This window comes from Bradyrhizobium sp. NBAIM08 (genome assembly GCF_020193935.1).
Lineage (GTDB): Bacteria > Pseudomonadota > Alphaproteobacteria > Rhizobiales > Xanthobacteraceae > Bradyrhizobium > Bradyrhizobium yuanmingense.
In genome coordinates, this window is record NZ_JADYVR010000005.1 from 303,842 (window position 1) to 324,989 (window position 21,148).

The window sequence follows — 21,148 nt, forward strand, 5'->3', positions numbered from 1 at the left end:
CCGGATGAGGGGTTCTATCGGCATATTCCAGCATGAGAGGCAGGTGGGCGCGGAAACATACCCCTCACCCGTCTCGCCGCTACGCGGCGATCCACCCTCTCCCGCAAGGGGAGAGGGGGCTTCAGCGAAAGTCTGACGAAACTAAGTTCCCGGCTTCTCCACCTCCCATTCATTGCGGAACACATGCCCGTCCGTATCCCGGGCCTCCGCACGAAAGCGCTTGGCGCCGTTGGAGACATAGGTGAAGCGCAGGTTGGGATCTTCCGAGATCGAGATGCCGCCTTCCATCGACAGCACGGGGCTGTCGTCCTGCGTCAATCTGAGCTGGTTGATGAAGAAGGCGGGGATATAGAGCTGCGTGACCTGGTCCATCTGCAGGCCGGAATTGTTGGGATGGCCGATCATGATCTGCGCTTCGCGCAACCGGCTTGCCGGACCCTCTTCACGGGCGAATTGCCGGTAGCGTATCTGGCCGAGCCGGTTCTTGGCTTCCTCCACGTTCTTTGCAGCCGGCGCCGAGCAGCCGCCGGAGGCCTTCACATAGACTTTCGAGACGTAGAGCTGGCCGTCGCTGAGCTCGGCCACCGCGTGCACATCAGTGTAATTGTTGACGCGCACGCGGGTCGAGATTTCCGTGACATTGGCGTCCGGGCCGAGTTCGAACTTCGCGGCCATCGGCGCAGGGTTGCGGTCGATCACCAGCGTGATCGAACGGATGCGTCTGCTGTCGCCGGGCGACAGCTTGCTGCGCAGCGTCACCGGCACGATGGCGGCATCCTCGGCGCGATAGGGCATCTCGATGCCGATGACCTCGGCGCCGTCGTTCATCGGCCGGTTGCTGAAGATGTCCTGCACCAGGCCCGGCCAGGGATCGTAGGCCTCCGCCTGCGCCGGCACGGCGAAGGCGATGCCGAGGAGCAGGGCGATCAGGGGCAGGCGGCGTGTGCATGCCGTCATGGTTATGCTCCTCGGTTTACGTGAAGCTGATCTCCTGCCAGCGTAGCGCGCCCGCTATTCCCATTCAATTTCCGAAAATGCTGCAGTTGCGTTGCGGGCGTTGTAGTCCTCGAACAGCTGCCAGTGCGGCCGCTCGTCCGCCGCCGCCTTGTCCGCAGCGGCGCGGATCGGCGCGCCCCTCTTGTTCAGGGCGCGGACGTCGGACAGCAGCGTTGACAGGTAACGTCGTTGATCGCTCAGCGCCGCTGGCCAGTCGCTCACAGGACCGTGACCGGGAACAACGCGCAGCGCCGGGATCGTCTCCAACTCTTTCAGCGTGGCGAGCCAGCCGCGAATGCTGCCGTCCATCACCGGAATGTGGCCGAGAAAGACGAGATCGCCGGCAAGCAGGGTTTTGGTGCTCTCGTCGAACACGGTCAGATCGTTGTCGCTGTGCCCGGCCGGCCAAGCGCGCAAGGTCAAGCGGCGCGAGCCCAGATCGAGCGTGAGCGTGTCCGTTACGAGCAGGGTCGGCGGTACGATCTTCACGGGATCGATCAGCTCGGGGCCCATGAGGCGCCTGAAATTGTCGAGATAGAAGGGCCCGCGGCTCGCCAGCGCCTGCGGCAGCTTGCTGTGGCCGACGAAGCTGGTTCCCTCTGCCATGAAGGCAGCATTGCCGAAGACATGGTCGGGATGGCCATGGGTGTTGATGACATAGCGGATCGGCTTTTGCGTGCGCGCTCGTACCGCCGCCAGCAGCGCCTCGCCTTCGCGCAGGCTGCCGCCAGTGTCGATCACGGCCACCGCGTCACCTCCGATGATGAAGCCGACATTGGCGATGCCGCCTTCATTCTCGCGGCTCATCAGCGCGATGGCCCCGGAGTGTACGAAGATTCCCGGCGCGACTTCGCTCACAGGCAATTCGGCCGCCCCGGCGCGTGCTAGCGTAGCTGCTACCAGGGACAAGGCTGCGATCACGAGAGCGATGCGAGACACTTTTCCGCCTCAGTTCAAAGGATTGGCCTCATTGCACTGCAACAAAGCAAAGCCGGCAAAAGTTGGCACACGTGGCGCGTCATGCGTTGCATGGATAACATTCAAACAAAACGAGGAGGAAGCGCGATGACGCAGGCCGGACGACATCGTCGCTGGTGGTTTTCACTCTGGATCGTGATCGCATCGTGTGCCTATGGCGATCTCGCCATCGCGCAGACCAACGAGACCGGAGATCTCTCATTCGAGCTGGTCGACCCGAAGGTGCTGCGCGTCTGCGCCGACCCGCGCAACCTGCCGTTCTCGAACGAGAAGGGCGAGGGCTTCGAGAACAAGCTCGCCGAGTTTCTGGCGGACAAGCTGCAGAAGAAGCTGGACTACGTGTTCTTCCCGCAGGCCGCCGGCTTCGTGCGCATGACGCTGGGTGCGCATCGCTGCGACGTCATCATGGGCTACCCGCAGGGCGACGACCTCGTGCAGGGCACCAATCCCTACTACCGCACGACCTATGCACTGGTTGCGAAGACTGGCAGCGGGCTCGAGGACGTCGACACGCTGCAGGACGCACGCCTGAAAGGTAAGCATATCGGCATCGTCGCCGGCACGCCGCCGGCGACCAATATGGCGTTGGCAGGCCTGATGGGCGATGCAAAGCCCTATCAGCTGATGATCGACACGCGCTTCGACAATTCGGCGCAGGCGATGATCGACGACCTCGCTGCCGGCAAGATCGACGCCGGCGTGCTCTGGGGACCGATGGCCGGCTATTATGCGAAGAAAGCCGGCCCCTCGCTGCGCGTCATGCCGCTGGTCAAGGAGACCACCGGGTCCAAGCTGGTCTATCGCATCGGCATGGGCGTGCGACCCGCCGACCAGAACTGGAAGCGGCAGCTCAACCGGGTGATCCAGGAGAACCAGGGCGAGATCAACAAGATCCTGCTCGATTTCGGCGTGCCGCTGCTGGACGAGAACAACCGGCCGCTCGGCGCGGAGACGGCCAAGAAGGCGCCATGAGCCGGCCGCTTGCCGCTGCGTTCGTCGTTGCCTTGCTCGTGGCCCCGGCGTCGGCGCAGCAGCAGGAGCCGTTCGAGCCCGAGGGATATCGTACCGACAATTATCGCGCGCCGGTGCCGGCGACGCTCGCTGGCGCGCGCGTGCTCACGACCGGCGAGGCGGAGGCGATCTGGCGTGCGAACAGCGGCACCTTCGTTGACGTGATGCCGCGCGCGCCGAAACCAAAGAACCTTCCTGTGAGCACGGTGTGGCGTGACGCGCCGCGCAGGAACATTCCGGGCAGCTTCTGGCTGCCGGACACCGGCTACGGCAACTTGCCGCCCGCCATGGACGATTATCTTCAGCGTGGCCTCGCGCGCGCCTCACGCGGCGACAAGGCCGCGCTGCTGGTGATCTATTGCCTCGCCGATTGCTGGATGTCCTGGAACGCGGCGAAGCGTGCGCTCGCTTACGGCTATGCCAACATCGCCTGGTATCCTGACGGCACCGACGGCTGGGAGGGCGCGAAGCTGCCGACGGAAGAGGCGCAGCCGGAGCCGCGGCCGGAGCAACATTGATGCAAGCAGGAGAGATCAGGCGCCAGCGCCGTTACTTCTGCTTCTGCAGCTTCGTCAAGGTGCCCGTACCGTTGGTCTCGGTCGCAGAATAGCTCACCCTGTCGCCGGCATGGACGGCATCCAGCATCGCCGCATCCTTGGCCTTGTACTCCTGGAGCGCGCCGGCGCTGCCTGTGCTGGCGCCGACCGTGCCCTTCTGGGTCTGCTGGATCGAAATCGTGCCGTTGAGCCGATCGATCCGCGTGATCATCCCGGTCATGTCGTCAGCAAAGGCGCTGGTTGCGAGCATGCTGAGGACCGCAGCGCCCGCAAACATGATTCTTGTGGTTCCCATCGAGGCCTCCCGACGTCTTGAGTTCACGTCGACAAGCCATCATAAATCGATTTGGTTCCGGCACATAGCGCGGCGAAAGGTTAACGTTGCCGGGGCGATTGTGGGAACTTTTCGTGAGCGGTCAGCGTAACTGACGCTATTCCATTTCCTGCTGGATGACGCGTCCGAGCGCGAACAGGCGCTGGTCGATCGAGGTTGGAACTTCGCAGACGAAGCGCACCACCTTGTGGCGGTCCTCAAAAATCCGGGTCTTCCAGATCAGCTCGTTGCTGAGCGCCTGGACCTTGGCCTCGTCACGCGGTGTGGCCCCTTGCAGGGCCTGGAGCTGAATTGCCTCCTCGCGGATCTTGTCGGCGGCATCGCGCTGCTTGCGGCTGACGCGCTCGAGTCCGTTCATGACCTGGGAGCGCTGGGCGTTGAGCGTGTCGAACAGGCCGGCGAACAGCAGCTTTGCGTTCGCGGTCTTGTCGGCAGCGGAACCCGCGAGAAACTCCTTCACCAGCTTTTCCGCCTCATCCAGCGGCGTCTTGCGCGCCGCCAGTTTCGCAACGAGCGCGCTGATCCTGGCGTCGTCCTTCCATCTGTTCTGGACGTCGTCGAGCGGCGGACCGCCCCACACGGCCGCCAGCGAGATCTCGGGCACCTTCGCCTGGGTGCACGGCCAGTCCGGATAGCGCGGATCGGCGGCGTGCGCCGTCGTGCTCGCGACAGCGAGCACCAGTACAGAGGTGACCAGAACCCGAACAATCATCCTTCGCCTCCCGCAGGCCCGCGTCGCGCCAACCCGCGCGAGGGATCATAGGCCAGGATCGCACCGATCATGAAGACGATTGTGCAAACCGCGACCACCGCCAGCGAGATCCAGTTGATCTGGCCATACAGCGCGAAACGGATCAGCTCGACCGCATGGGTGAACGGATTGGCCTCGCACAGATAATAGAGATAGGGGTTGCCCTCCTGCACGCGCCAGAGCGGGTAGAGCGCGGAGGAGGCGAAGAACATCGGGAAGATCACGAAGTTCATGACACCGGCGAAGTTCTCCAGCTGCTTGATGCCCGACGAGATCAGCATGCCGAGCGAGCCCAGCATCAGCCCCGACAGGATCAGCGCCGGCAGCACGGTGAGATAGCCCTGGGGCGGCGGGGTGATGTCCCAGAGCCAGGCGATCAGCAGGAACGCATAGACCTGGAGCAGCGATACCGCGGTGCCCGCGAGCAGCTTGCAGAACAACAGGAACCCCCGCGGCAGCGGGCTCACCAGGAGCGTGCGCATGTTTCCCATCTCGCGGTCATAGACCATCGAGAGCGAGGACTGCATGCCGTTGAAGAGCTGGATCATCGCCATCAGTCCCGGCGCTATATAGACCTCGTAGAGGATGTAGGTCTCGTAGGGCGGGATGATGGAGATGCCGAGCACCTGGCGGAAGCCGGCGGCAAAGATGAACAGCCACACCAGAGGCCGCACGAGCGCCGAGACGAAGCGCTCGCGCTGATGCAGGAAGCGCAGGCCCTCGCGCCAGACGATGCCGCTGAGGCAGGTCATGTACTCGGCGAACGAGAAGCCGCGCGGCGCCTCGCGCGTCGCGATGCTGCTCATGCGCCGCCTCCAGGCATGGTTTGCGCGCCGGTCAGGCGCATGAAGGCGGTGTTGACGTCCTGCGCGCCGGCTTCCGCGACGACGCGGTTCATCGGTCCCTGCGCCAGCACCTTGCCCTGGTGCAGCACCACGAGATCGTCATCGGGCATGATCTCGTCGAACAGGTGCGTGGCCCAGAGCACGCCGATGCCTTGCTCGGTCACGAGCTGCCGCACGTGGCTGATGATGTCGGCGCGCGCCTTGACGTCGAGGCCGACGGTCGGCTCGTCGAGCAGCAAGAGGCGCGGCCGGTGCAGCAGCGCCCGGGCGATCTCCAGCCGCCGCATCTGTCCGCCCGAGAGGTCGCGCACCTTGCTTGCGGCGCGATCGGCAAGGCCGATCCGGCCGAGCAGCTCGGCGCTGCGCGCCGAGGCCTCGCGGCGGCCGATGCCGTGCAGCGCGGCGTGGTAGAGCAGGTTCTGCGTCAGCGACAGATCGAGATCGAGCGTGCGCGGCTGGAATACGACCCCGAGCAGCCGCAGCGCCTCGCCCGGGCTCTTGCTGACGTCGTGCCCGAAAATGCCGACGCGGCCGGACTGGATGCCGAACAGCCGCGTGATCAGCGAGAACAGCGTGCTCTTGCCGGCGCCGTTGAGTCCCAGCAGCGCCGTGAAGCTCGCGGGCTGCACATTGAAAGACACGTTCGTCAATGCGCGCCGCGGACCATAGGCATGGCTGACACCGTCGATCGACAATGCCGGCACCGCGGCCTCTTCGGGTCTCGGCGTCTCCTGGGCTTCGGCGATCGGGGCGGGGCTGGTCATGGCGCGATCGCGACGCCCCAGGGCAGCTCGCCGACCTGAATGGTCTTGATCACCTTCTGCGCGGCGACGTCGATGACGGAGACGTCGTTCGACACACCGTTGGTGGTGAGCAAATATTTCTCGTCCGGCGTGAACGCCATGTGCCAGACCCGCTGCCCGACCAGGAGATATTTCGTCACCTTGCGCGAGGCGACGTCGACCACGGCGATGCGGTTGGCGGGGCCGAGCGCGACGAACGCGGTTTTGTCGTCCCTGGTCATGCCGATGCCGACCGGCTGGATCGCCTCTTTGCGCAAGCCCGGAATCTCGAACGTGACCTTGCCGATCACCTCGTGCTTTTTGGGGTCGATGATCGAGACGGTGCCGCCGATCTCCGAGGACACCCACACCTCGGAAGAATCATGCTTGTACTCGGCGTAGCGCGGCCGCGCGTCCACCAGCACGTTGGCGACGATCTGGCGCGAGGCGGTGTCGATGAAATGCGCCATGTTGGTGGTTTCCGAGGTGTTGATCAGCGTCTTGCCGTCCGGACTGATGGTCATGCCCTCGGGCTCGACACCGACCTGGATGTCGCCGAGCCGGGCGCGCTTCTCGAGGTCGATCACCGTCACCGTGTTGTCGTTCTCGTTGGCGACATAGAGCATCTTGCCGGCGGCATCCTGCGCGAACAGCTCGGGGTCGGGTCCGGAGGGCAGGCTGTCCACCAGGGTTTGGGTCTTGGCGTCGATCACCTGGATGGTGTCATCGTCGCCGACCGCGACCATCACGAACTTGCCGTCGCGGGTAAGGTCGATGCCGCGCGGACGCTGGCCGACCTTGATGGTCTTGGTCACGGTCCAGCTGTCGGTATCGATCACCGAGACCGTATTGCTCTTCTCGTTCGAGACATAGGCGATGAACGCATGCGCTGGGGCTGCCGCCAGCGCCAATGCGGAGAGAAGTCCAACACGCCACATCCGCGACATCTGCATCCTCATTTCAGCTTGCATTTGCTCTCCGGGCGATCGTAGCCGAGCGTGTCGAGCTCGGAAACCTGGTGCAGGAATCCTTCCTGCGGCGACACCGACACCACCATGCGGCCGTCGACCAGGAGGATCGGCTGGCGCAGCTGCAGGTTCCAGTCGCGCAAGGTCAGCCGCGTGCCCTTGAAGGCGGCGACCGAGAAATCCGGGCCCTTGATGAAATCGGTGACCTTCCTGACCTCGCCGGAATTGGTGCGCGAGGTGGCTTCGCCGATCATGCGCACCGCCGTCCAGGCCTGCATGTCGCGCGCGGTCATCCGGCGCAAATTCAGCTTGATGAAGCGGTTCTGCATCTGGATCGCGCCCCACTGATCCTGCGATGCGTCCCAGCTGCGCGGCACGAGGCCGGCGGAGCCGGCGACCGGGCGCGGATCCCAGGTGCGATAGGGCAGATAGGCGCCGAACACCTCGCTCTCGTCGGCGGCGACCAGCACGTCATAGGCCGGTGCCTGCTGCGTGAAGACGGGGATCTGACGCTGGATCTGCGCCACGCCGCTATCGGTGCGCCGCGCGCCGCCCTTGTCCTCGAAGGTCCGCTCCTGCACGATCTTGGCGCCGAACCGCGCCGCGGTGCGCCTGATAGCATCCGCGAACAGCTTGTCCTCGTCGTGCGAGCCGACCACCAGCAGCCAGCGCGACCACTTCTTCCACACCAGATATTGGCCGAGCGCATCCGCCAGCATCGCACGCGTCGGCGCGGTGTGGATGACGTTGGCGCGGCAATCGGTCTCGCGCAGCCGCTCGTCGATCGCGCCGGCGTTGAACAGCAGCGTGCCGCGGTCGCGCAAGGCGTCCGCGACCTTCAACAGCGCATCGGCGGGCAGGTCGGCGATGATGAAGCCGTTCTTCTCGGCGAGCGCGGTCGCAGCCTGCGCCACGTCCTCGCCTTCCCTGATGCGGCGCTCCTCCAGCGTGAAGCGCTGGCCGGTGAATCTCCCGGTGGTGTTGTTGTCCTCGATGGCAAGGCGCGCGCCGGCGAGGCCGTCGTTCTCGGCAGGCTGCTCGGCCAGCGACAGCGTTGATCGGGTGCCGGCGATTGCGAGATAGCCGACGCCGATCGTGACGGGATCGGCCGCAAGCGCGCTCGTCGCGGCAAGACCAAAGCCGATCAGGCCGGCCAACCATCGGATCATGTTTCCTCCAGACGATCTCCCCGGCTTGACCGCCGGTGAAGAATTGTCTCTGCTTCAAGCATGACCAATTTGTCAGGCCGTGCAACCCCGCATTTCGTCCCCGCGCGCGCGAAGCCGGGCATCACGATCATGCGAGCATTGTTGGCAACCGCAGCATTGCTGTGGACGGGGGCGGGCGCGCTCGCCGATCCACCGAAGCTCGCGGTGTTCGATTTCGAGTTGGTCGACACCAGCCTGCCGGGCGAGTTCTACGGCTCCAAGCCGGAAGAGGCGCGGCTCATGCGCATCAGCGAGCAGCTGCGCAAGGAGCTGGCAGAGTCGGGCAAGTTCCAGGTGCTCGACATCGCGCCGGTACGGGAGGCCGCCCGTCGCGCGAACCTGCAGGCCTGCGGCGGCTGCGACCTCAAGCTCGCCGGGCAGCTCGGCGCCGATCTGGAGATCACCGGCCTCGTGCAAAAGGTCTCCAACCTGATCATCAATCTCAACATCTATCTGCGCGACGTGAAGACCGGCAACATGATCGCGGTCGCCAGCGCCGACATGCGCGGCAACACGGATGAATCCTGGTCGCGCACGATGAGCTATCTCATCCGCAACCGCCTGCTGGCGCCGAATTACGGGAAGCCGTGAAGAGGTTTTCCCTCTCCCCTTGTGGGAGAGGGTGGCTCGCCGCGTAGCGGCGAGACGGGTGAGGGGTTTCCATCCCCACGAATGGTCGTGCGAGCGGAGAGAACCCCTCATCCGGCGCTTCGCGCCACCTTCTCCCGCAAGGGGAGAAGGAGAAAGACATCACCCCTTCAGCCTCTCCGCATGCCAGTGCAGGTGATCGCTCATGAAGGTCGAGATGAAATAATAGCTGTGGTCGTAGCCCGCCTGGCGCCGCAGCGTCAGCGGGATGCCGGCCTTGGCGCAGGCGGCCTCGAGCAGCTCCGGCCTGAGCTGCTCCTTCAGGAAATTGTCGGCCTCGCCGACGTCGACCAGGAAGCCGGAGAACTTGGCGCCGTCCTCGATCAGCGCCACCGTGTCGTGATTGCGCCAGGCCTCCTTGTTCGGTCCGAGATAGCCGGTCAGCGCCTTGATGCCCCAGGGCACGAGCGAAGGCGCCACGATCGGGGCAAAGGCGCTGGCTGCGCGAAAGCGGTGCGGGTTGCGCAGCGCCACCGTCAGCGCGCCGTGGCCGCCCATCGAGTGGCCCATCACCGATTGCCGCTTGGCATCGACCGGAAAGCTCTCCGCAACCAGCTTCGGCAGCTCGTCCGTGACGTAGCTCCACATGCGATAATTGCGCGCGAACGGCTCTTGCGTGGCGTCCACATAGAAGCCGGCCCCGAGGCCAAAATCATAGGCGTTGTTGGCATCGCCCGGCACATCGGGCCCGCGCGGTGAGGTGTCGGGCGCGACGAAGATCAGGCCGAGCTCGGCACAGGCCTTGCGGAATTCGCCCTTCTCGGTGACGTTGGCATGCGTGCAGGTGAGGCCGGAGAGATACCAGACCACGGGCAGCCTGGCCCCGTCCGCATGCGGCGGGACATAGACCGAAAACACCATGTCGGTTCCGGTCGCCTGGCTGGCATGGCGATAGACGCCCTGCACGCCGCCGTGGGATTTGTTGGTCGAGACAGTCTGAATCGTCATGCCCATTGACTCCGTGGCATCTCACCACACCAAGATTGCAACGCTTGTGTGACCGAATTCGTGGCGTGGTCAGGCGACGCCGCTGTCGATCGCCAGCCGCACCAGCTCCACCGAGGTCTTCACCCCGAGCTTCTGGCGCATGATGGACGAGGTATTGGCCACCGTCTTGTAGGACGATTGCACCAGCCATGCGATTTCGGACAGGCTCTTGCCGGCGCTGAGCAGCCGCAGAATCTCCATCTCGCGCGCGTTCAGCTTCGACAGCGGGTTTTGTGCCAGCGTCGGCCCGGCGAAGGCGATGCTGCGCGCGATCGCGGTCGGAAGATAGGTGCCGCCGCTTCCGACGGCGCGGATCGCCTCGACGAGGTCGTCGGGGTCGCCGGTCTTGGAGACGTAGCCCTTGGCGCCGCACTCGATCGCGCGCGCAGCGAAAGCGGGGTCGTCGTTCATGCTGAACATGATGATGCGGGCCTCGGGCGCGCGCTCGAGGATGCGGCGCGCGAGCTCGAATCCGGAGACGGTCGGCAAATTTATGTCGATGATGCAGAGGTCGGGACGTTCGACGATGAAGACGCACTCGCCGTCCTCGGCATCGGCGGCTTCCAAGATTTCGATCTCGCCTTCGTCGGCCAGCACGGCACGGCAGCCGGAGGCGACGATGGGATGATCGTCGACGATCAGAATGCGCATAGGCGTTCCCCGCGACAGCCCGTTCCCTTGGAGCTTGCCTGTTCTGCGCCGCATGAGACTGACCAGGCAAGACGCGCGTCTCGTGTCGGCTCATGCAACCCGGCTGGGATTGCTGTACGCTTCCGATTAGATATCGGGCGGTTCGCCTCTGTCAACGTCGTCGGACAGGCGCCAACCCTTCGCGAGGCACGAGCGAGACCAATGTGGCAGAATCTTTCCTTGCGCGGGCGCATCAATCTCTTGCTGGCGCTGCTGCTGGCGCTGGGGCTCGCGGTCAATATCGGCCGGCAGATCGCCGAGGCCGGCCCGCGCGTGCAGGCCGAGGACCAGAGCGTGATCCGCCTCGCGCGCGAATTCATCGAGATGATCGTTGCCGATCTCAACGAGGCACCCGATCCTGATGCCAGGCTGAACCAGATCGCCCGCGATCTCAGCCGCCTGCGCCATGTCAGCATCGCGCTGCACGATTCCGGTGGGAACCCGCTGACGCCCCGCCGGCTTGGCTCCGATGTCGACACGCGTGCCCCGCCGGCCTGGTTCGTCAGCCTTGTCCATCCCGAGCAGACCGCGGTCAGCGTGCCGGTCTCGATTCGCGGCAAACCCGGCTCGCTCGTGATCACCTCGCATCCCGACGACGAGATCGCCGAGATCTGGGACGGCATCGTGACCCAGCTCGAGGTCGGCTCGGTGATCGCGCTTGCGCTGTTTTTCCTGATGATGAAGGTGGTCGGCCGTGCCCTGGCACCGTTACAGTCGCTGGCGGACGCCATGGGGAAGCTCGAAAGCGGACATTACGAGGCCCGCGTCGCGCCGGGCGGCGCGCCGGAGCTCGCGGCGATCTGCACCAGGCTCAACCATCTTGCCGCGACGCTTGGTGAAGCGGTCGAGGACAAGCGGCGCCTCGCCGAGCGCGCGGTGTCGCTGCAGGACATCGAGCGCAAGGAGATCGCGCGCGAATTGCACGACGAGTTCGGACCCTATCTGTTCTCGCTGCGCGCACATGCGAGCGCGCTGGCGAAGCAGGCGGACGGACGCGAGCCGAGTGCGGATGCCGTGCGCAAACATGGCAGCGCCATGCTGGAGCAGATCAATGCACTCCAGCAGTTCAATCGCCGCGTGCTGGAGCGTCTTCGGCCCGTGGGCCTTGCCGAGCTCGGCCTGCGCCAGGCGCTCGAATCCCTGTCGCGGCTGTGGCGGGAGTCGCATCCCGACGTTGCGATCGAGACCTCGATCTCGCCGGCGCTGGGCCCCACCGGCGAGACCGCCGATCTCACCATCTACCGCATCGTGCAGGAGGCGCTCACCAATGTGTTCCGCCACGCCGGTGCGACCTCGGTCAGCGTCGTCATCGAGCCGGTCGAGCAGGCCGGCGGCCGCTTCTGCGCCCGGGTGCGGGTCAGCGACGACGGCCGCGGCATGGAGCCAGGCCAGAAGCTCGGCTTCGGCCTCGTCGGCATGCGCGAGCGGATCCTGGCGCTCGGCGGCACGCTCAATGTGGTCTCGGGTGAGGGCGGTGTGACCGTGGAAGCGCTGGTGCCGACAGCGGCAACCTGATCGCATCCAAAGCGATCGGGAAAAATTCCCGATTTGGTCGGGAAAATGGGTGTGGATAGGGTCCGACCTTTTGTGGCTGGCGTCCCCATTGCGGCCGAATAAACTCGTCCCGACCAATCGGCGGAACATCAAAACAGCCGGTGGTCACGGATGGGAAGGCGGGGATGGGCAAGGTTGTTTCGTTCAAGCGTGCTTTGTTGATGGCTTCGGTGTCGACCGGGCTGGTATCGGGCTTGGTCTATGCGACCCCTGCCGGGGCCGCGCCGGACGAGGAGACCAACGTCCAGAACCTGCCGCCGGTCGAGGTGACCGCACCACCTTCGGCAGCGCGGCGCGCGGCGCCGTCGCGACCTGTTGCGCGCGTGGGGGCGCCGGGATCGGCCGCGCCGAGGACACGCCTTTACGTCTATCCGACCTCGCCGGGCACCGGCCGGGGTCTCGATGTCGACAAGGTTCCGTCGGCGATCAATGCCGTCGATGCCAACCAGATCAGGCGCACCGGTTCGCTGAACGTCACGGACGCGCTGCGCGACAACATCGCCGGCATCAACATCAGCGAAGTCACCGGCAATCCGTTCCAGCCGGATGTCGAATTCCGCGGCTTCGTCGCTTCGCCCGTGACGGGCACGCCGCAAGGCCTTGCGGTGTACCAGAACGGCGTCCGCATCAACGAGGCCTTCTCGGACGCCGTCAATTGGGACCTGATTCCGACGGCCGCGATCAGGTCGGTGACGCTGGTGACCAACAATCCGGCCTTCGGCCTCAATGCACTCGGCGGCGCGATCAACTTGCAAATGAAGGACGGCTTCACCTATCAGGGCGCCGAGCTCGACCTCATGGGCGGATCGTTCGGCCGCATCCAGGGCTCGGCGCAATGGGGCAAGCAGGTCGACCAGAACTTCGCCGTCTACGGTGCGCTCGAAGGACTGCGCGACAACGGCTTCCGCAATTTTTCCCAATCGACCGTGCGGCGCTTCTACGGCGATGTCGGCTACAGGGCCGGCGACAGCGAATTCCACGCCAATATGGGCGTGGCCAAGAACGATTTCGGCGCCAGCGCCACGGTCCCGGCCGAGCTGCTCGACAGATATTGGGGCGCGACCTACACCACGCCGCAGACCACCTCCAATCGCGTCGGCTATCTCAACCTGACCGGCAAGGTCGACGCGACGCCGACCTGGACGCTCGAAGGCATCGCGCGTGTGCGCAGGTACGAGCAAAAGGTGGTCGACGGCAACCCGACCGATGTGGAGGAGTGCGCTGCAGATCCGGCGCTGCTCTGCTTTGGCGACGACACCTCACCCGCCTACGGCGCGGGCGGCGTGCAGCTTGCCAACCCATTTGCGCCGGGCACGATCCTCGGCGCGATCGACCGCGGCTCGATCCGTTCGACCACGTTCGGCGTGTCGGGGCAGGCCACCAACACCGACCAGTTGTTCGGTCATGACAACCGCTTTGTGGTGGGCGCAACCTATGACGCCAGCGTCACGCGCTACAACGCCTCCTCCGAAATCGGCTCGATGGGAGAGAACTACGTCGTCAGCGGCAGCGGCGTTTTCCTGGGACCGACTCCTGTGGCGGACCCCGTCGCCGGCCCGGTCTCGCTGCGGACCGTCAATCAGTATAACGGCCTCTACGCGATGGATACGTTCAACGTCACGGAAGCCTTCGCCATCACGGGGGGCGGCCGCTTCAATGCGGCGCGGATCACGTTGGAAGATCAGCTCGGGACTGCGCTCAACGGCGATCACACCTTCACGCGTTTCAATCCGATCATCGGCGGCACCTACAGGATCACGCCGGAATTGACCGCCTATGCCGGCTATTCCGAGGCCAACCGCGTACCGACACCGCTCGAGCTCGGCTGCGCCGATCCCGCCAGGCCCTGTCTCATCGCGGCCTTCCTGGTTGCGGATCCACCGTTGAAGCAGGTCGTCTCCAAGACCGTGGAGGCCGGTTTCCGGGGCACCAAGGAGTTGAACATCGGCACCCTCGGATGGAAGATCGGCGGCTTTCGCGCCACCAACCACGACGACATCATGGCGGTGCCGGTCGTTGGCCGGACTGGTTTCGGCTATTTTTCGAACGTAGGCCGCACCCGGCGGCAGGGGCTCGAAGCCGAAGTCAACATCAAGTCTCCGACGCTGCAGTTCCAGGCGAGTTACGCGTTCGTCGATGCCCGCTTCCTTGATCCGCTCGAGCTCGGCTCGGAAAGCCCGTTTGCCGACGATACCTCCGAGACCATTCAGGTCAGGCCCGGAAACCAGATCCCGGCAGTCCCGCGCCACCGCGTCAAGGTCGGCGTCGACTATGCCGTGACCGACGTCTGGAAGGTCGGCGGCAACGCGCTGTTCGTCTCCAGCCAGTATCTGGTCGGCGACGAGTCCAACCAGTTCGCGAAGCTGCCGTCCTACACGGTGTTCAATCTCCACACCTCCTATCAGGTCGCGAAGAACGTCCAGCTCTACGGCCGCGTCGACAACATCTTCGACAAGCGTTACGTGACCTACGGCCAGTTCTTCGACCGCGACGCCTTGCCCAACTTCACCAATGGCGGCGCGGATTTCACCGACCCGCGCTCGCTGAGCCCGGCAAGGCCGCGCGCGTTTTACGCGGGGTTGCGGGTGACGTTCTAGATTTTCACTCCACCTTCACGCGCTCGAGCGGAGCCGCAGCGACGCTCGCCTGCTCCCGGCCTTTGGCCGCACTCGCGCGGTGGCGTCGCTGCACCAGATATTGATCGCCGAGCACGCCGACCAGGATCACCGTTCCCATCACCGCGAAATTGAGCGAGCTCGGAATGCCCAGCAGGTTGACGAGATTCTGCAACACCTGGAGCAGCACGGTGCCGAGCACGACGCCGATGATCGAGCCTTCGCCGCCGCGCAAGGAGCAGCCGCCGAGCACGGCGGCGGCGATGGCGTAGAGCTCGTAGAACGAGCCGTGCACCGCCGGCGAAATCGAACGGGTGTACATCGCGATCAGGATCGCCGAAAACGCAGTCAGCCCGCCACAGATGACATAGGCCGAGATGATCACGCGGTTGGTGCGAATGCCGGAGTAGCGTGCGGCTTCCTCGTTCTTGCCGACGGCAAGGAGATAGCGGCCGAACACCGAGCGGTGAAGCACCACCCAGGCGATCACGGCCACCACGGCGAGCGCCACCACGCTGTGCGGCAGCGGGAATCCGAGCACGTTTGTGCGGCCGGCGGCCAGCCATTCCAGCATCGGAAAGCTCGCGCCGAAGCCGAAGCCCGCCGTCGCGTCCTCGGTGTAATAGCGCGCCGCGCCGCGATAGATCAGAAGGCCGCACAGCGTGACCACGAAAGCCTGGATCCGCATCCTGGTCACCAGCGTGCCATGAATGAGGCCGATCACGAGCCCGGCCGCGACGATCATCGCGAGGGCTACGACCCAGTTGACGTCGTGATTGACGATCAGGTCGATGAACAGGACGCCCAGCAGTGCGATTACCGAACCCACCGACAGCTCGATCCCGCCGATGATGATGATGAAGGCTTCGGCGATGGAGAAGATGCCGAACAACCCGATCTGGTTGGCGGTGTTCGAGAGATTGCCAACGTACAGGAATCTCGGATTGATCAGGGCGACAACGGTCCCGACCACCAGAATCAGAACGAGAAGGCTCAGGTCTTTCTTGCTCAAGGTCCCTCCGCCGTGATTGTGTGGCCAACGGCAAGCTGCAGCACATTGTGCTCACTGAACTGGCTGCGATCAAGGAAGCCCGAGATCGCGCCTTCATGCATCACCGCGAGCCGGTCGCTGACCCCGATCACCTCCTCCATGTCGCTGGAGATCATCAGGATCGCCACCCCGGCATCGGTCAGGCGGCGCAGCATGCCGTAGATTTCCTGCTTGGCTCCGACGTCGACCCCACGCGTCGGCTCGTCGACGATCAGCACCTTCGGCCGCATCGACAGCCATTTGGCGAGCACGACCTTCTGCTGGTTGCCTCCCGACAGCGAGCCGACGGCGGTCTTGACGTCGGGCGCGCGGATTTTTAGGCGCTCCCGCTGACGCACCGCGTTCTCGTTCTCGCGATCGGTATCCACCAGCCAGAAGCGCATATAGGACGCCAGATCCGGCAGCGAGATGTTTTCGGCGATCGAGACGTCGAGCAGCAGGCCCGCGCCCTTGCGGTCCTCCGGAACGAGATAGATGCCTTGCTTGATGGCGGCCCGTGGGCTTGCGATACGGATCGGCTCGCCATCGAGTCGTATCGTGCCGCCACGCAGTGGGTCGATGCCGAAGACGGCGCGGGCGAGCTCGGTGCGGCCGGACCCGACGAGACCGGCAAGCCCGAGGATCTCGCCGCGGCGGACCGACAGGCTCACGGCGCGGCCGGGATAGGTGTCGGTGACCGCATCGACGATCTCCAGCACGCTGTCGCCGGGCGGCGCGGCCGGCGGAACGTAGAGCGATTTCAGGTCGCGGCCGATCATCAAGCGGATCATCGCCGCCGGAGAGAGCTCCGCACGCGTCAGCGCGCCGACCACGCGACCGTCGCGCAGCACGACCGCACGGTCGGCGCACTGCATCACCTCGTTGAGCCGATGCGTGATGAAGATGATGCTGACGCCGTGGGCTTTCAGGCCGGCCACGGTGCGCATCAGGCGGTCCGTCTCGGCGAGCGTCAGGCTCGAGGTCGGCTCGTCCATGATGACGAGACGAGCGTCGAGCGAAAGCGCCTTCATGATCTCGACCAGCTGGCGCTGCGCCAGCGACAGGTCGGCGAGCGGCGCATCGGCCGCGAAATCGCAGCCCAGCCGCTCCAGCAGCGGCGCGACATCGGCATACATCCGTTTACGATCGATCAGCCGCAAGGGCCCGCCGTGCACGGGCTCGCGGCCGATGAAGACATTGCCGGCGACATCGAGATTGTCGAACAGGTTCAGTTCCTGATGGACGAAGGCGATGCCCGCCTTGATCGCATCCGCCACGGTGAGCGAAGATCGCGCGGCCCCGTCGACACGGATGAAGCCGCCGCTGGGCTCCACGACCCCGCCGAGCACGCGCATCAGCGTCGACTTGCCGGCGCCGTTCTCGCCGATCAGCGCAACGACCTCGCCGGGCGACACCTGCAGACCGACGTGGTCGAGGGCGACCACGCCTGGATAGCTCTTGCTGATGTCGACCAGCTCGAGGAACGGTTCTGGCATGGCAGGCTGCGCGGCGGGCAGCGCGGATCTCTCCTATTTCTTCAGCATCTGCTTCATCGAGGCCATGAACTCGTCGACATTCGCCTTTTCGATGACCTTGCCGGGCACGATGATGATACCGTTGGCCGGAATGCCGGACTTGTTGCCGCCGATGTAGTTCGCCATCAGCTTCATGCCCTGATAGCCCCATTCGAACGGCTGCTGCACCACCGTGCCGACGATGCTGCCTTCCTTGACGCCGCCGAGCGTAATCGGATCCTCGTCGAAGCCGATGATCTTGATCTTGCCGAGCTTGCCAGCCTCCTTGAGCACCTCGTAGATCCGCGGCGTGTTGTAGGAGTAGAAGCCGACGAGGCAGCTCACATCGGGCATGGCGGCGAGGATGTCCTCGACGTTGCGCTTGGCGCGGGTCTGGTCGATCTCGTCGCCGCGAACGTCGACGAGCTCGACCTTCGAGCCTTTGAGCGTCTCCTTCACGCCTTCGATGCGCTCGCGTGCGTTGTCGGCGCCGGGTAGGCCGACGAAGCCGACGCATTTGCCGCCGTTCGGCAGCGCCTTGACCATCAGCTTTCCTGCCTCCTTGCCGAGGTCGGTGTTGGAGGAGCCGATATAGGCCACGCGCTTGGATTTCGGCGCGTCGCTGTCGGTGGTGAACAGCACCGTCTGGGACGCAACCTTGTTGAGATGCTCGGTCTGGTTCTTCGGATCGACTGCGCTGACCATGATGCCGGCGGCACCGGCGGCGACGAGGTCGTCCATCACGCGCTGCTGCACGGCGGCTGCAGCCTGTTCCGGATATTTGAACTGGAGCTCGTAGTTGGGCAGCTCGCCCTGCGCCTTCTTCATCCCGGCCTCGGCGATCTTCCAGAAGTCGGACGCCCCGTTGACGACGAAGGCCAGAACCTTCTTGTCCGCCGCATCCGTCGGGCCGACACCCGCTGCGATCGCGAAGGCAACAGACACACCTGCAACCAAGAGACGCTGCATATCATTCCTCCCCTAAGGCGGTCGGCCCTTTTTGATGGCCAACTCTGCTTGAGCCCAGATTGGGCGCATGCCTCACCCCCAGCGGCACGGCAATCAGCCGCTACCCGCATCGTTGCGGCAGAGGCGGGTCACCGACCCGGCCGGCGAGGTGAAATGAGGCACGTACCTCAAGCTAGCAGAAGCCCGCCGCGCACGCAATTGGAAGCAACGGTCTGGACGTCAACCGCCGCGCTCAGGCTGGTGTCGCCGGTCCCACGGCAGCCTTTTCGGGCAATCCGCAAGCCGGCCGCGCCTTTAACCGATTGGAAACCATCGCAAATGATCTGAAAATTGTAACGAAACTCTCCGGCCGTCTCCGCGTCGGTTCGCCGGAGGGCCTGTGATGACTGAGCAGCAGTTGAGAGAACAGGAATTCCAGATTGCGCGGTACCGGCATCTGGAGCGCGAGGTGACCGATCCGCTTGCAGCGTGTCTGCTTCACAGCATCATCGAGGAGCTCGAGGCCGAGCTGCGCAAGGAAAGACCGGATTGGCACGGGCCCGGTCATTAACCGTTTGTTGGCGCTAATGATGCCAATTGTCGGCGTGGGAATACCAGGGGAGGCTGCTCCCATGCTGAAGGACGGCACCTACGCCGCTTGGTACAAGACGCCCATCGACCAGGGTACCGGGATCGTCCATGTCGCAGACGGCCAGATCTGGGGCCGTGACAGCCTGATGACCTATCACGGCACCTGCCAGATCGATGGAGATCGCTTCACCGCAACCGTATTGACGAAGCGTCACACCGACGGACGCGCCACCGTGTTCGGCAACGATCAAGAGCTGACGTTGACGATCGAGGGAAGCTGCCCTGGCAAGATCGCGACCTACACCGCGACAGCACCTCAGGCGCCGGGCATGATCCTCCACGGAACGCTCATCCTCAGGGAACAACAGCCGCCCCCACCTGAACCACCAGGGCAGATGCCGGCATTCAATCCCGACAAGCTGCCGAAATTGCCGAAGCGCTCGCGCTGATCATCGCGACGAAATCGCACGTCGTCTCGACTGACCGCCGGCCGGCTCCGAATCCAGCTCATCTGCAGCGCTTCGTCATTTTTCCTCCGGCCATCCCCGGGCGAGTATCGCCGCCTGTTGCAAGGTGATGCTTCGGACCAGCGGGTCCGCATGACGGTGCACGAGTTGCCAATCCGTGCCGTCCTTGCGGTAGACTTCGGTCACGCGCAGCGACCAGTCTTGAGCCGGCAACCCGCCCACCTCGGCGCGCTGGCGCTCGACCATGACGAGAGCGACGAGCGCGTCGTATGCATAGGTTTGCAAAACCTCAAGTTCGGTTTGGCCTTCCCTGAAGTATCGGGAGAGGGCAGCCAGACGCTGGGGACTAGCGTCGAATCCCCGACTCGTAGGCCCGCCAAAGGGCTGCATCAGCGTGAAATCGGGCGCGATGCGGACAAGCTGGGACCAGCGGTCCACATCGCCACGCATGAAGGCGGCATTCTTCTCGCGGGCGCGTTCGACGAGGCCTGCTATCGCGTCGCTTCCAGCGGCCGCATCGGCCGAAAGCTGACCGGACAGGGGAATTGCTGCGGTAGCGGCCATCATCGAGCGCCGCGATATCTTTTCCTGCTCGCATGGCCACCTGTTCAGCCCGGACGGTTTGTTTGTCATTTCTCAGCTCCTGATCGAACGACGAGCCCCATGCATGAAGCCTTGATCCCAATGAATCCAGCGATATGATTTCAGCAACATGCTGAACCAAATTGATCTATCCAGGATTGATCTGAATCTCCTCGTGCTCTTCCGCGTGGTCCTGGAAGAGCGCCATGTCGCGCGTGCAGCCGCTCGGCTGAGCCTGACGCCGTCGGCTGTCAGCCATGCGCTTGGCCGGCTCCGTCTTCTACTGAACGATCCGCTGTTTCTGCGGACCCCGAAGGGGGTCGTTCCAACGGAGCGGGCCTTGGAGCTTGGAGAGCCGGTGGCCGAGATCATCGCGCGCGTCGAACAGCTGATCGGCTCGGCCACACCGTTCGACCCCGAAAAGAGCAGCCGCAGGTTCACCATTGGCGCACCCGATGCGGTGCTGGTCTCGGCTACCGGTCCGCTGTTGCGATCGATGGCAGCTGCTGCGCCGCACATTGACATCGGGTTGATCCACCTGATGCCCGCGCCGCGCGACGGCGCGATCGGAGAGCCTTGGCAGCAATGCCTCGACATGCTGGAAAGACGCGAGCTGGACGTCGCAATGTTGCCGCTGCCTTCGGTATCACCGCGGTTCGAAGCGCGCAGCCTTTATGAGGAGGAGTTTGTGCTGGCCATGCGCAAGGGACATCGCTTGTCAAAAGCGCCAACCCATGCGGCCTTCGCGCAATCGCAACATCTGCTGGTCTCTCTCAGTGGTGAACCGCGTGGTTTCGTCGACGACATGTTGGCTAAGCGCGGCCTCCATCGCCGCATCGCGTTGACGGTCCCGAATTTCATGATGGCGCTTGCCCAGCTTTCCGGGTCTGATCTGATCGCAGCCTTGCCGCGCCGATTGGTGGAGCACCACGCGCGCCGTTTCGGCTTGGTGTTCGTCGAGCTGCCTTTCGCGCGCAAACCGGACACGATCCGGGCCATCGCGACCAAGGCGGCGATGAGAGACGCCGGCATTGAGTGGCTGATGCAGGTCTTGGTCGGTTCAATCGGAGCAAGTCGACGCTAGAATCCACC

General features: G+C 64.6%; 22 protein-coding genes. 8 read left to right on the plus strand and 14 right to left on the minus strand.

Annotation, left to right across the window (positions count from 1 at the left end; all coding sequences use genetic code 11):
• Positions 1-141 precede the first annotated feature (141 nt).
• Positions 142-957: a quinoprotein dehydrogenase-associated SoxYZ-like carrier gene (locus I6F37_RS19430; RefSeq protein ID WP_036007916.1), complete on the minus strand. Its 816-nt coding sequence runs from the start codon at positions 955-957 to the stop codon at positions 142-144.
• Between the two features lie 54 nt (positions 958-1,011).
• Positions 1,012-1,935, minus strand: coding sequence for a quinoprotein relay system zinc metallohydrolase 2 (locus tag I6F37_RS19435; protein ID WP_036007915.1), 924 nt, complete (start codon positions 1,933-1,935; stop codon positions 1,012-1,014).
• Positions 1,936-2,061: 126 nt separating this feature from the next.
• On the opposite strand from I6F37_RS19435, the gene I6F37_RS19440 reads away from it, so the two are divergent.
• Complete coding sequence (locus tag I6F37_RS19440; RefSeq protein WP_036007913.1) at positions 2,062-2,946, plus strand: substrate-binding domain-containing protein; 885 nt, start codon at positions 2,062-2,064, stop codon at positions 2,944-2,946.
• A complete protein-coding gene (locus I6F37_RS19445; protein WP_036029396.1) occupies positions 2,943-3,503 on the plus strand; it encodes a PQQ-dependent catabolism-associated CXXCW motif protein in 561 nt (186 codons plus the stop codon). The genes I6F37_RS19440 and I6F37_RS19445 overlap by 4 nt, the downstream gene beginning before the upstream one ends.
• Before the next feature lie 31 nt (positions 3,504-3,534).
• On the opposite strand, the gene I6F37_RS19450 is transcribed toward I6F37_RS19445, so the two are convergent.
• The 6 genes from I6F37_RS19450 to I6F37_RS19475 all read right to left on the minus strand — a co-directional run bounded on the left by I6F37_RS19450 (position 3,535) and on the right by I6F37_RS19475 (position 8,391).
• The gene (locus I6F37_RS19450; RefSeq protein ID WP_036007909.1) at positions 3,535-3,837 is read right to left on the minus strand and encodes a copper-binding protein; all 303 of its coding nucleotides are present in this window, start codon (positions 3,835-3,837) and stop codon (positions 3,535-3,537) included.
• A gap of 136 nt (positions 3,838-3,973) precedes the next feature.
• Positions 3,974-4,588, minus strand: coding sequence for a hypothetical protein (locus I6F37_RS19455; RefSeq protein ID WP_225152323.1), 615 nt, complete (start codon positions 4,586-4,588; stop codon positions 3,974-3,976).
• Complete coding sequence (locus tag I6F37_RS19460; protein ID WP_225127656.1) at positions 4,585-5,433, minus strand: ABC transporter permease; 849 nt, start codon at positions 5,431-5,433, stop codon at positions 4,585-4,587. Before I6F37_RS19460 ends, I6F37_RS19455 begins: the two co-directional genes overlap by 4 nt.
• Complete coding sequence (locus I6F37_RS19465) at positions 5,430-6,236, minus strand: ABC transporter ATP-binding protein (RefSeq protein WP_225131831.1); 807 nt, start codon at positions 6,234-6,236, stop codon at positions 5,430-5,432. The genes I6F37_RS19460 and I6F37_RS19465 overlap by 4 nt, the downstream gene beginning before the upstream one ends.
• The gene (locus tag I6F37_RS19470) at positions 6,233-7,201 is read right to left on the minus strand and encodes a YVTN family beta-propeller repeat protein (protein WP_225152522.1); all 969 of its coding nucleotides are present in this window, start codon (positions 7,199-7,201) and stop codon (positions 6,233-6,235) included. The genes I6F37_RS19465 and I6F37_RS19470 overlap by 4 nt, the downstream gene beginning before the upstream one ends.
• 8 nt (positions 7,202-7,209) lie before the next feature.
• Positions 7,210-8,391: an ABC transporter substrate-binding protein gene (locus tag I6F37_RS19475; RefSeq protein ID WP_225127652.1), complete on the minus strand. Its 1,182-nt coding sequence runs from the start codon at positions 8,389-8,391 to the stop codon at positions 7,210-7,212.
• 60 nt (positions 8,392-8,451) lie between these two features.
• Here I6F37_RS19475 and I6F37_RS19480 point away from each other — a divergent pair, with 60 nt between their 5' ends.
• The gene (locus I6F37_RS19480; RefSeq protein ID WP_225127651.1) at positions 8,452-9,021 is read left to right on the plus strand and encodes a DUF3280 domain-containing protein; all 570 of its coding nucleotides are present in this window, start codon (positions 8,452-8,454) and stop codon (positions 9,019-9,021) included.
• A 159-nt stretch (positions 9,022-9,180) separates the two neighbouring features.
• Here I6F37_RS19480 and fghA read toward each other — a convergent pair whose 3' ends face one another.
• Positions 9,181-10,026, minus strand: a complete 846-nt coding sequence (fghA, locus tag I6F37_RS19485; RefSeq protein ID WP_225127650.1) for an S-formylglutathione hydrolase — start codon at positions 10,024-10,026, stop codon at positions 9,181-9,183.
• A 69-nt stretch (positions 10,027-10,095) separates the two neighbouring features.
• Entirely contained in the window at positions 10,096-10,716 is a 621-nt protein-coding gene (locus tag I6F37_RS19490) for a response regulator transcription factor (RefSeq protein ID WP_036007891.1), read from the minus strand.
• 201 nt (positions 10,717-10,917) lie between these two features.
• Between I6F37_RS19490 and I6F37_RS19495 the strand changes: the two genes are divergently transcribed.
• Both I6F37_RS19495 and I6F37_RS19500 read left to right on the plus strand, forming a co-directional pair.
• On the plus strand, positions 10,918-12,270 hold the full coding sequence (locus tag I6F37_RS19495; RefSeq protein WP_192893121.1) for a histidine kinase: 1,353 nt from the start codon (positions 10,918-10,920) through the stop codon (positions 12,268-12,270).
• A 164-nt stretch (positions 12,271-12,434) separates the two neighbouring features.
• Positions 12,435-14,906, plus strand: coding sequence for a TonB-dependent receptor (locus I6F37_RS19500; RefSeq protein ID WP_225127649.1), 2,472 nt, complete (start codon positions 12,435-12,437; stop codon positions 14,904-14,906).
• 4 nt (positions 14,907-14,910) lie between these two features.
• On the opposite strand, the gene I6F37_RS19505 is transcribed toward I6F37_RS19500, so the two are convergent.
• Genes I6F37_RS19505 through I6F37_RS19515 form a run of 3 tightly spaced genes read right to left on the minus strand, consistent with a single transcriptional unit; the run spans position 14,911 to position 18,437 of the window.
• Positions 14,911-15,936, minus strand: coding sequence for an ABC transporter permease (locus tag I6F37_RS19505; RefSeq protein ID WP_109142951.1), 1,026 nt, complete (start codon positions 15,934-15,936; stop codon positions 14,911-14,913).
• The gene (locus tag I6F37_RS19510) at positions 15,933-17,450 is read right to left on the minus strand and encodes a sugar ABC transporter ATP-binding protein (protein ID WP_225152325.1); all 1,518 of its coding nucleotides are present in this window, start codon (positions 17,448-17,450) and stop codon (positions 15,933-15,935) included. The genes I6F37_RS19505 and I6F37_RS19510 overlap by 4 nt, the downstream gene beginning before the upstream one ends.
• 33 nt (positions 17,451-17,483) lie before the next feature.
• Entirely contained in the window at positions 17,484-18,437 is a 954-nt protein-coding gene (locus tag I6F37_RS19515) for a sugar-binding protein (RefSeq protein WP_036007875.1), read from the minus strand.
• Between the two features lie 382 nt (positions 18,438-18,819).
• On the opposite strand from I6F37_RS19515, the gene I6F37_RS19520 reads away from it, so the two are divergent.
• A complete protein-coding gene (locus tag I6F37_RS19520; RefSeq protein ID WP_192893123.1) occupies positions 18,820-18,987 on the plus strand; it encodes a hypothetical protein in 168 nt (55 codons plus the stop codon).
• A 61-nt stretch (positions 18,988-19,048) separates the two neighbouring features.
• The gene (locus I6F37_RS19525) at positions 19,049-19,456 is read left to right on the plus strand and encodes a hypothetical protein (RefSeq protein ID WP_036007872.1); all 408 of its coding nucleotides are present in this window, start codon (positions 19,049-19,051) and stop codon (positions 19,454-19,456) included.
• A gap of 75 nt (positions 19,457-19,531) precedes the next feature.
• On the opposite strand, the gene I6F37_RS19530 is transcribed toward I6F37_RS19525, so the two are convergent.
• Positions 19,532-20,107 (minus strand): DUF4440 domain-containing protein, encoded by a 576-nt coding sequence (locus tag I6F37_RS19530; protein WP_225152327.1) that lies wholly within the window; start codon positions 20,105-20,107, stop codon positions 19,532-19,534.
• Between the two features lie 79 nt (positions 20,108-20,186).
• Here I6F37_RS19530 and I6F37_RS19535 point away from each other — a divergent pair, with 79 nt between their 5' ends.
• Positions 20,187-21,140 carry a LysR family transcriptional regulator gene (locus I6F37_RS19535; protein WP_225152329.1) on the plus strand — a complete coding sequence of 318 codons (954 nt, stop codon included), beginning with the start codon at positions 20,187-20,189 and terminating at the stop codon, positions 21,138-21,140.
• Positions 21,141-21,148 lie beyond the last annotated feature (8 nt).

Coding starts and splice junctions, on each gene's coding strand:
- I6F37_RS19500 (WP_225127649.1), top strand. CDS start 12,435: ATGGGCAAGGTTGTTTCGTTCAAGCGTGCTTTGTTGATGGCTTCGGTG.
- I6F37_RS19475 (WP_225127652.1), bottom strand. CDS start 8,391: ATGATCCGATGGTTGGCCGGCCTGATCGGCTTTGGTCTTGCCGCGACG.
- I6F37_RS19450 (WP_036007909.1), bottom strand. CDS start 3,837: ATGGGAACCACAAGAATCATGTTTGCGGGCGCTGCGGTCCTCAGCATG.
- I6F37_RS19525 (WP_036007872.1), top strand. CDS start 19,049: ATGCTGAAGGACGGCACCTACGCCGCTTGGTACAAGACGCCCATCGAC.
- I6F37_RS19490 (WP_036007891.1), bottom strand. CDS start 10,716: ATGCGCATTCTGATCGTCGACGATCATCCCATCGTCGCCTCCGGCTGC.
- I6F37_RS19460 (WP_225127656.1), bottom strand. CDS start 5,433: ATGAGCAGCATCGCGACGCGCGAGGCGCCGCGCGGCTTCTCGTTCGCC.
- I6F37_RS19430 (WP_036007916.1), bottom strand. CDS start 957: ATGACGGCATGCACACGCCGCCTGCCCCTGATCGCCCTGCTCCTCGGC.
- I6F37_RS19465 (WP_225131831.1), bottom strand. CDS start 6,236: ATGACCAGCCCCGCCCCGATCGCCGAAGCCCAGGAGACGCCGAGACCC.
- I6F37_RS19470 (WP_225152522.1), bottom strand. CDS start 7,201: ATGTCGCGGATGTGGCGTGTTGGACTTCTCTCCGCATTGGCGCTGGCG.
- I6F37_RS19445 (WP_036029396.1), top strand. CDS start 2,943: ATGAGCCGGCCGCTTGCCGCTGCGTTCGTCGTTGCCTTGCTCGTGGCC.
- I6F37_RS19515 (WP_036007875.1), bottom strand. CDS start 18,437: ATGCAGCGTCTCTTGGTTGCAGGTGTGTCTGTTGCCTTCGCGATCGCA.
- I6F37_RS19530 (WP_225152327.1), bottom strand. CDS start 20,107: ATGACAAACAAACCGTCCGGGCTGAACAGGTGGCCATGCGAGCAGGAA.
- I6F37_RS19510 (WP_225152325.1), bottom strand. CDS start 17,450: ATGCCAGAACCGTTCCTCGAGCTGGTCGACATCAGCAAGAGCTATCCA.
- fghA (WP_225127650.1), bottom strand. CDS start 10,026: ATGACGATTCAGACTGTCTCGACCAACAAATCCCACGGCGGCGTGCAG.
- I6F37_RS19440 (WP_036007913.1), top strand. CDS start 2,062: ATGACGCAGGCCGGACGACATCGTCGCTGGTGGTTTTCACTCTGGATC.
- I6F37_RS19495 (WP_192893121.1), top strand. CDS start 10,918: ATGTGGCAGAATCTTTCCTTGCGCGGGCGCATCAATCTCTTGCTGGCG.
- I6F37_RS19535 (WP_225152329.1), top strand. CDS start 20,187: ATGCTGAACCAAATTGATCTATCCAGGATTGATCTGAATCTCCTCGTG.
- I6F37_RS19480 (WP_225127651.1), top strand. CDS start 8,452: ATGACCAATTTGTCAGGCCGTGCAACCCCGCATTTCGTCCCCGCGCGC.
- I6F37_RS19455 (WP_225152323.1), bottom strand. CDS start 4,588: ATGATTGTTCGGGTTCTGGTCACCTCTGTACTGGTGCTCGCTGTCGCG.
- I6F37_RS19520 (WP_192893123.1), top strand. CDS start 18,820: ATGACTGAGCAGCAGTTGAGAGAACAGGAATTCCAGATTGCGCGGTAC.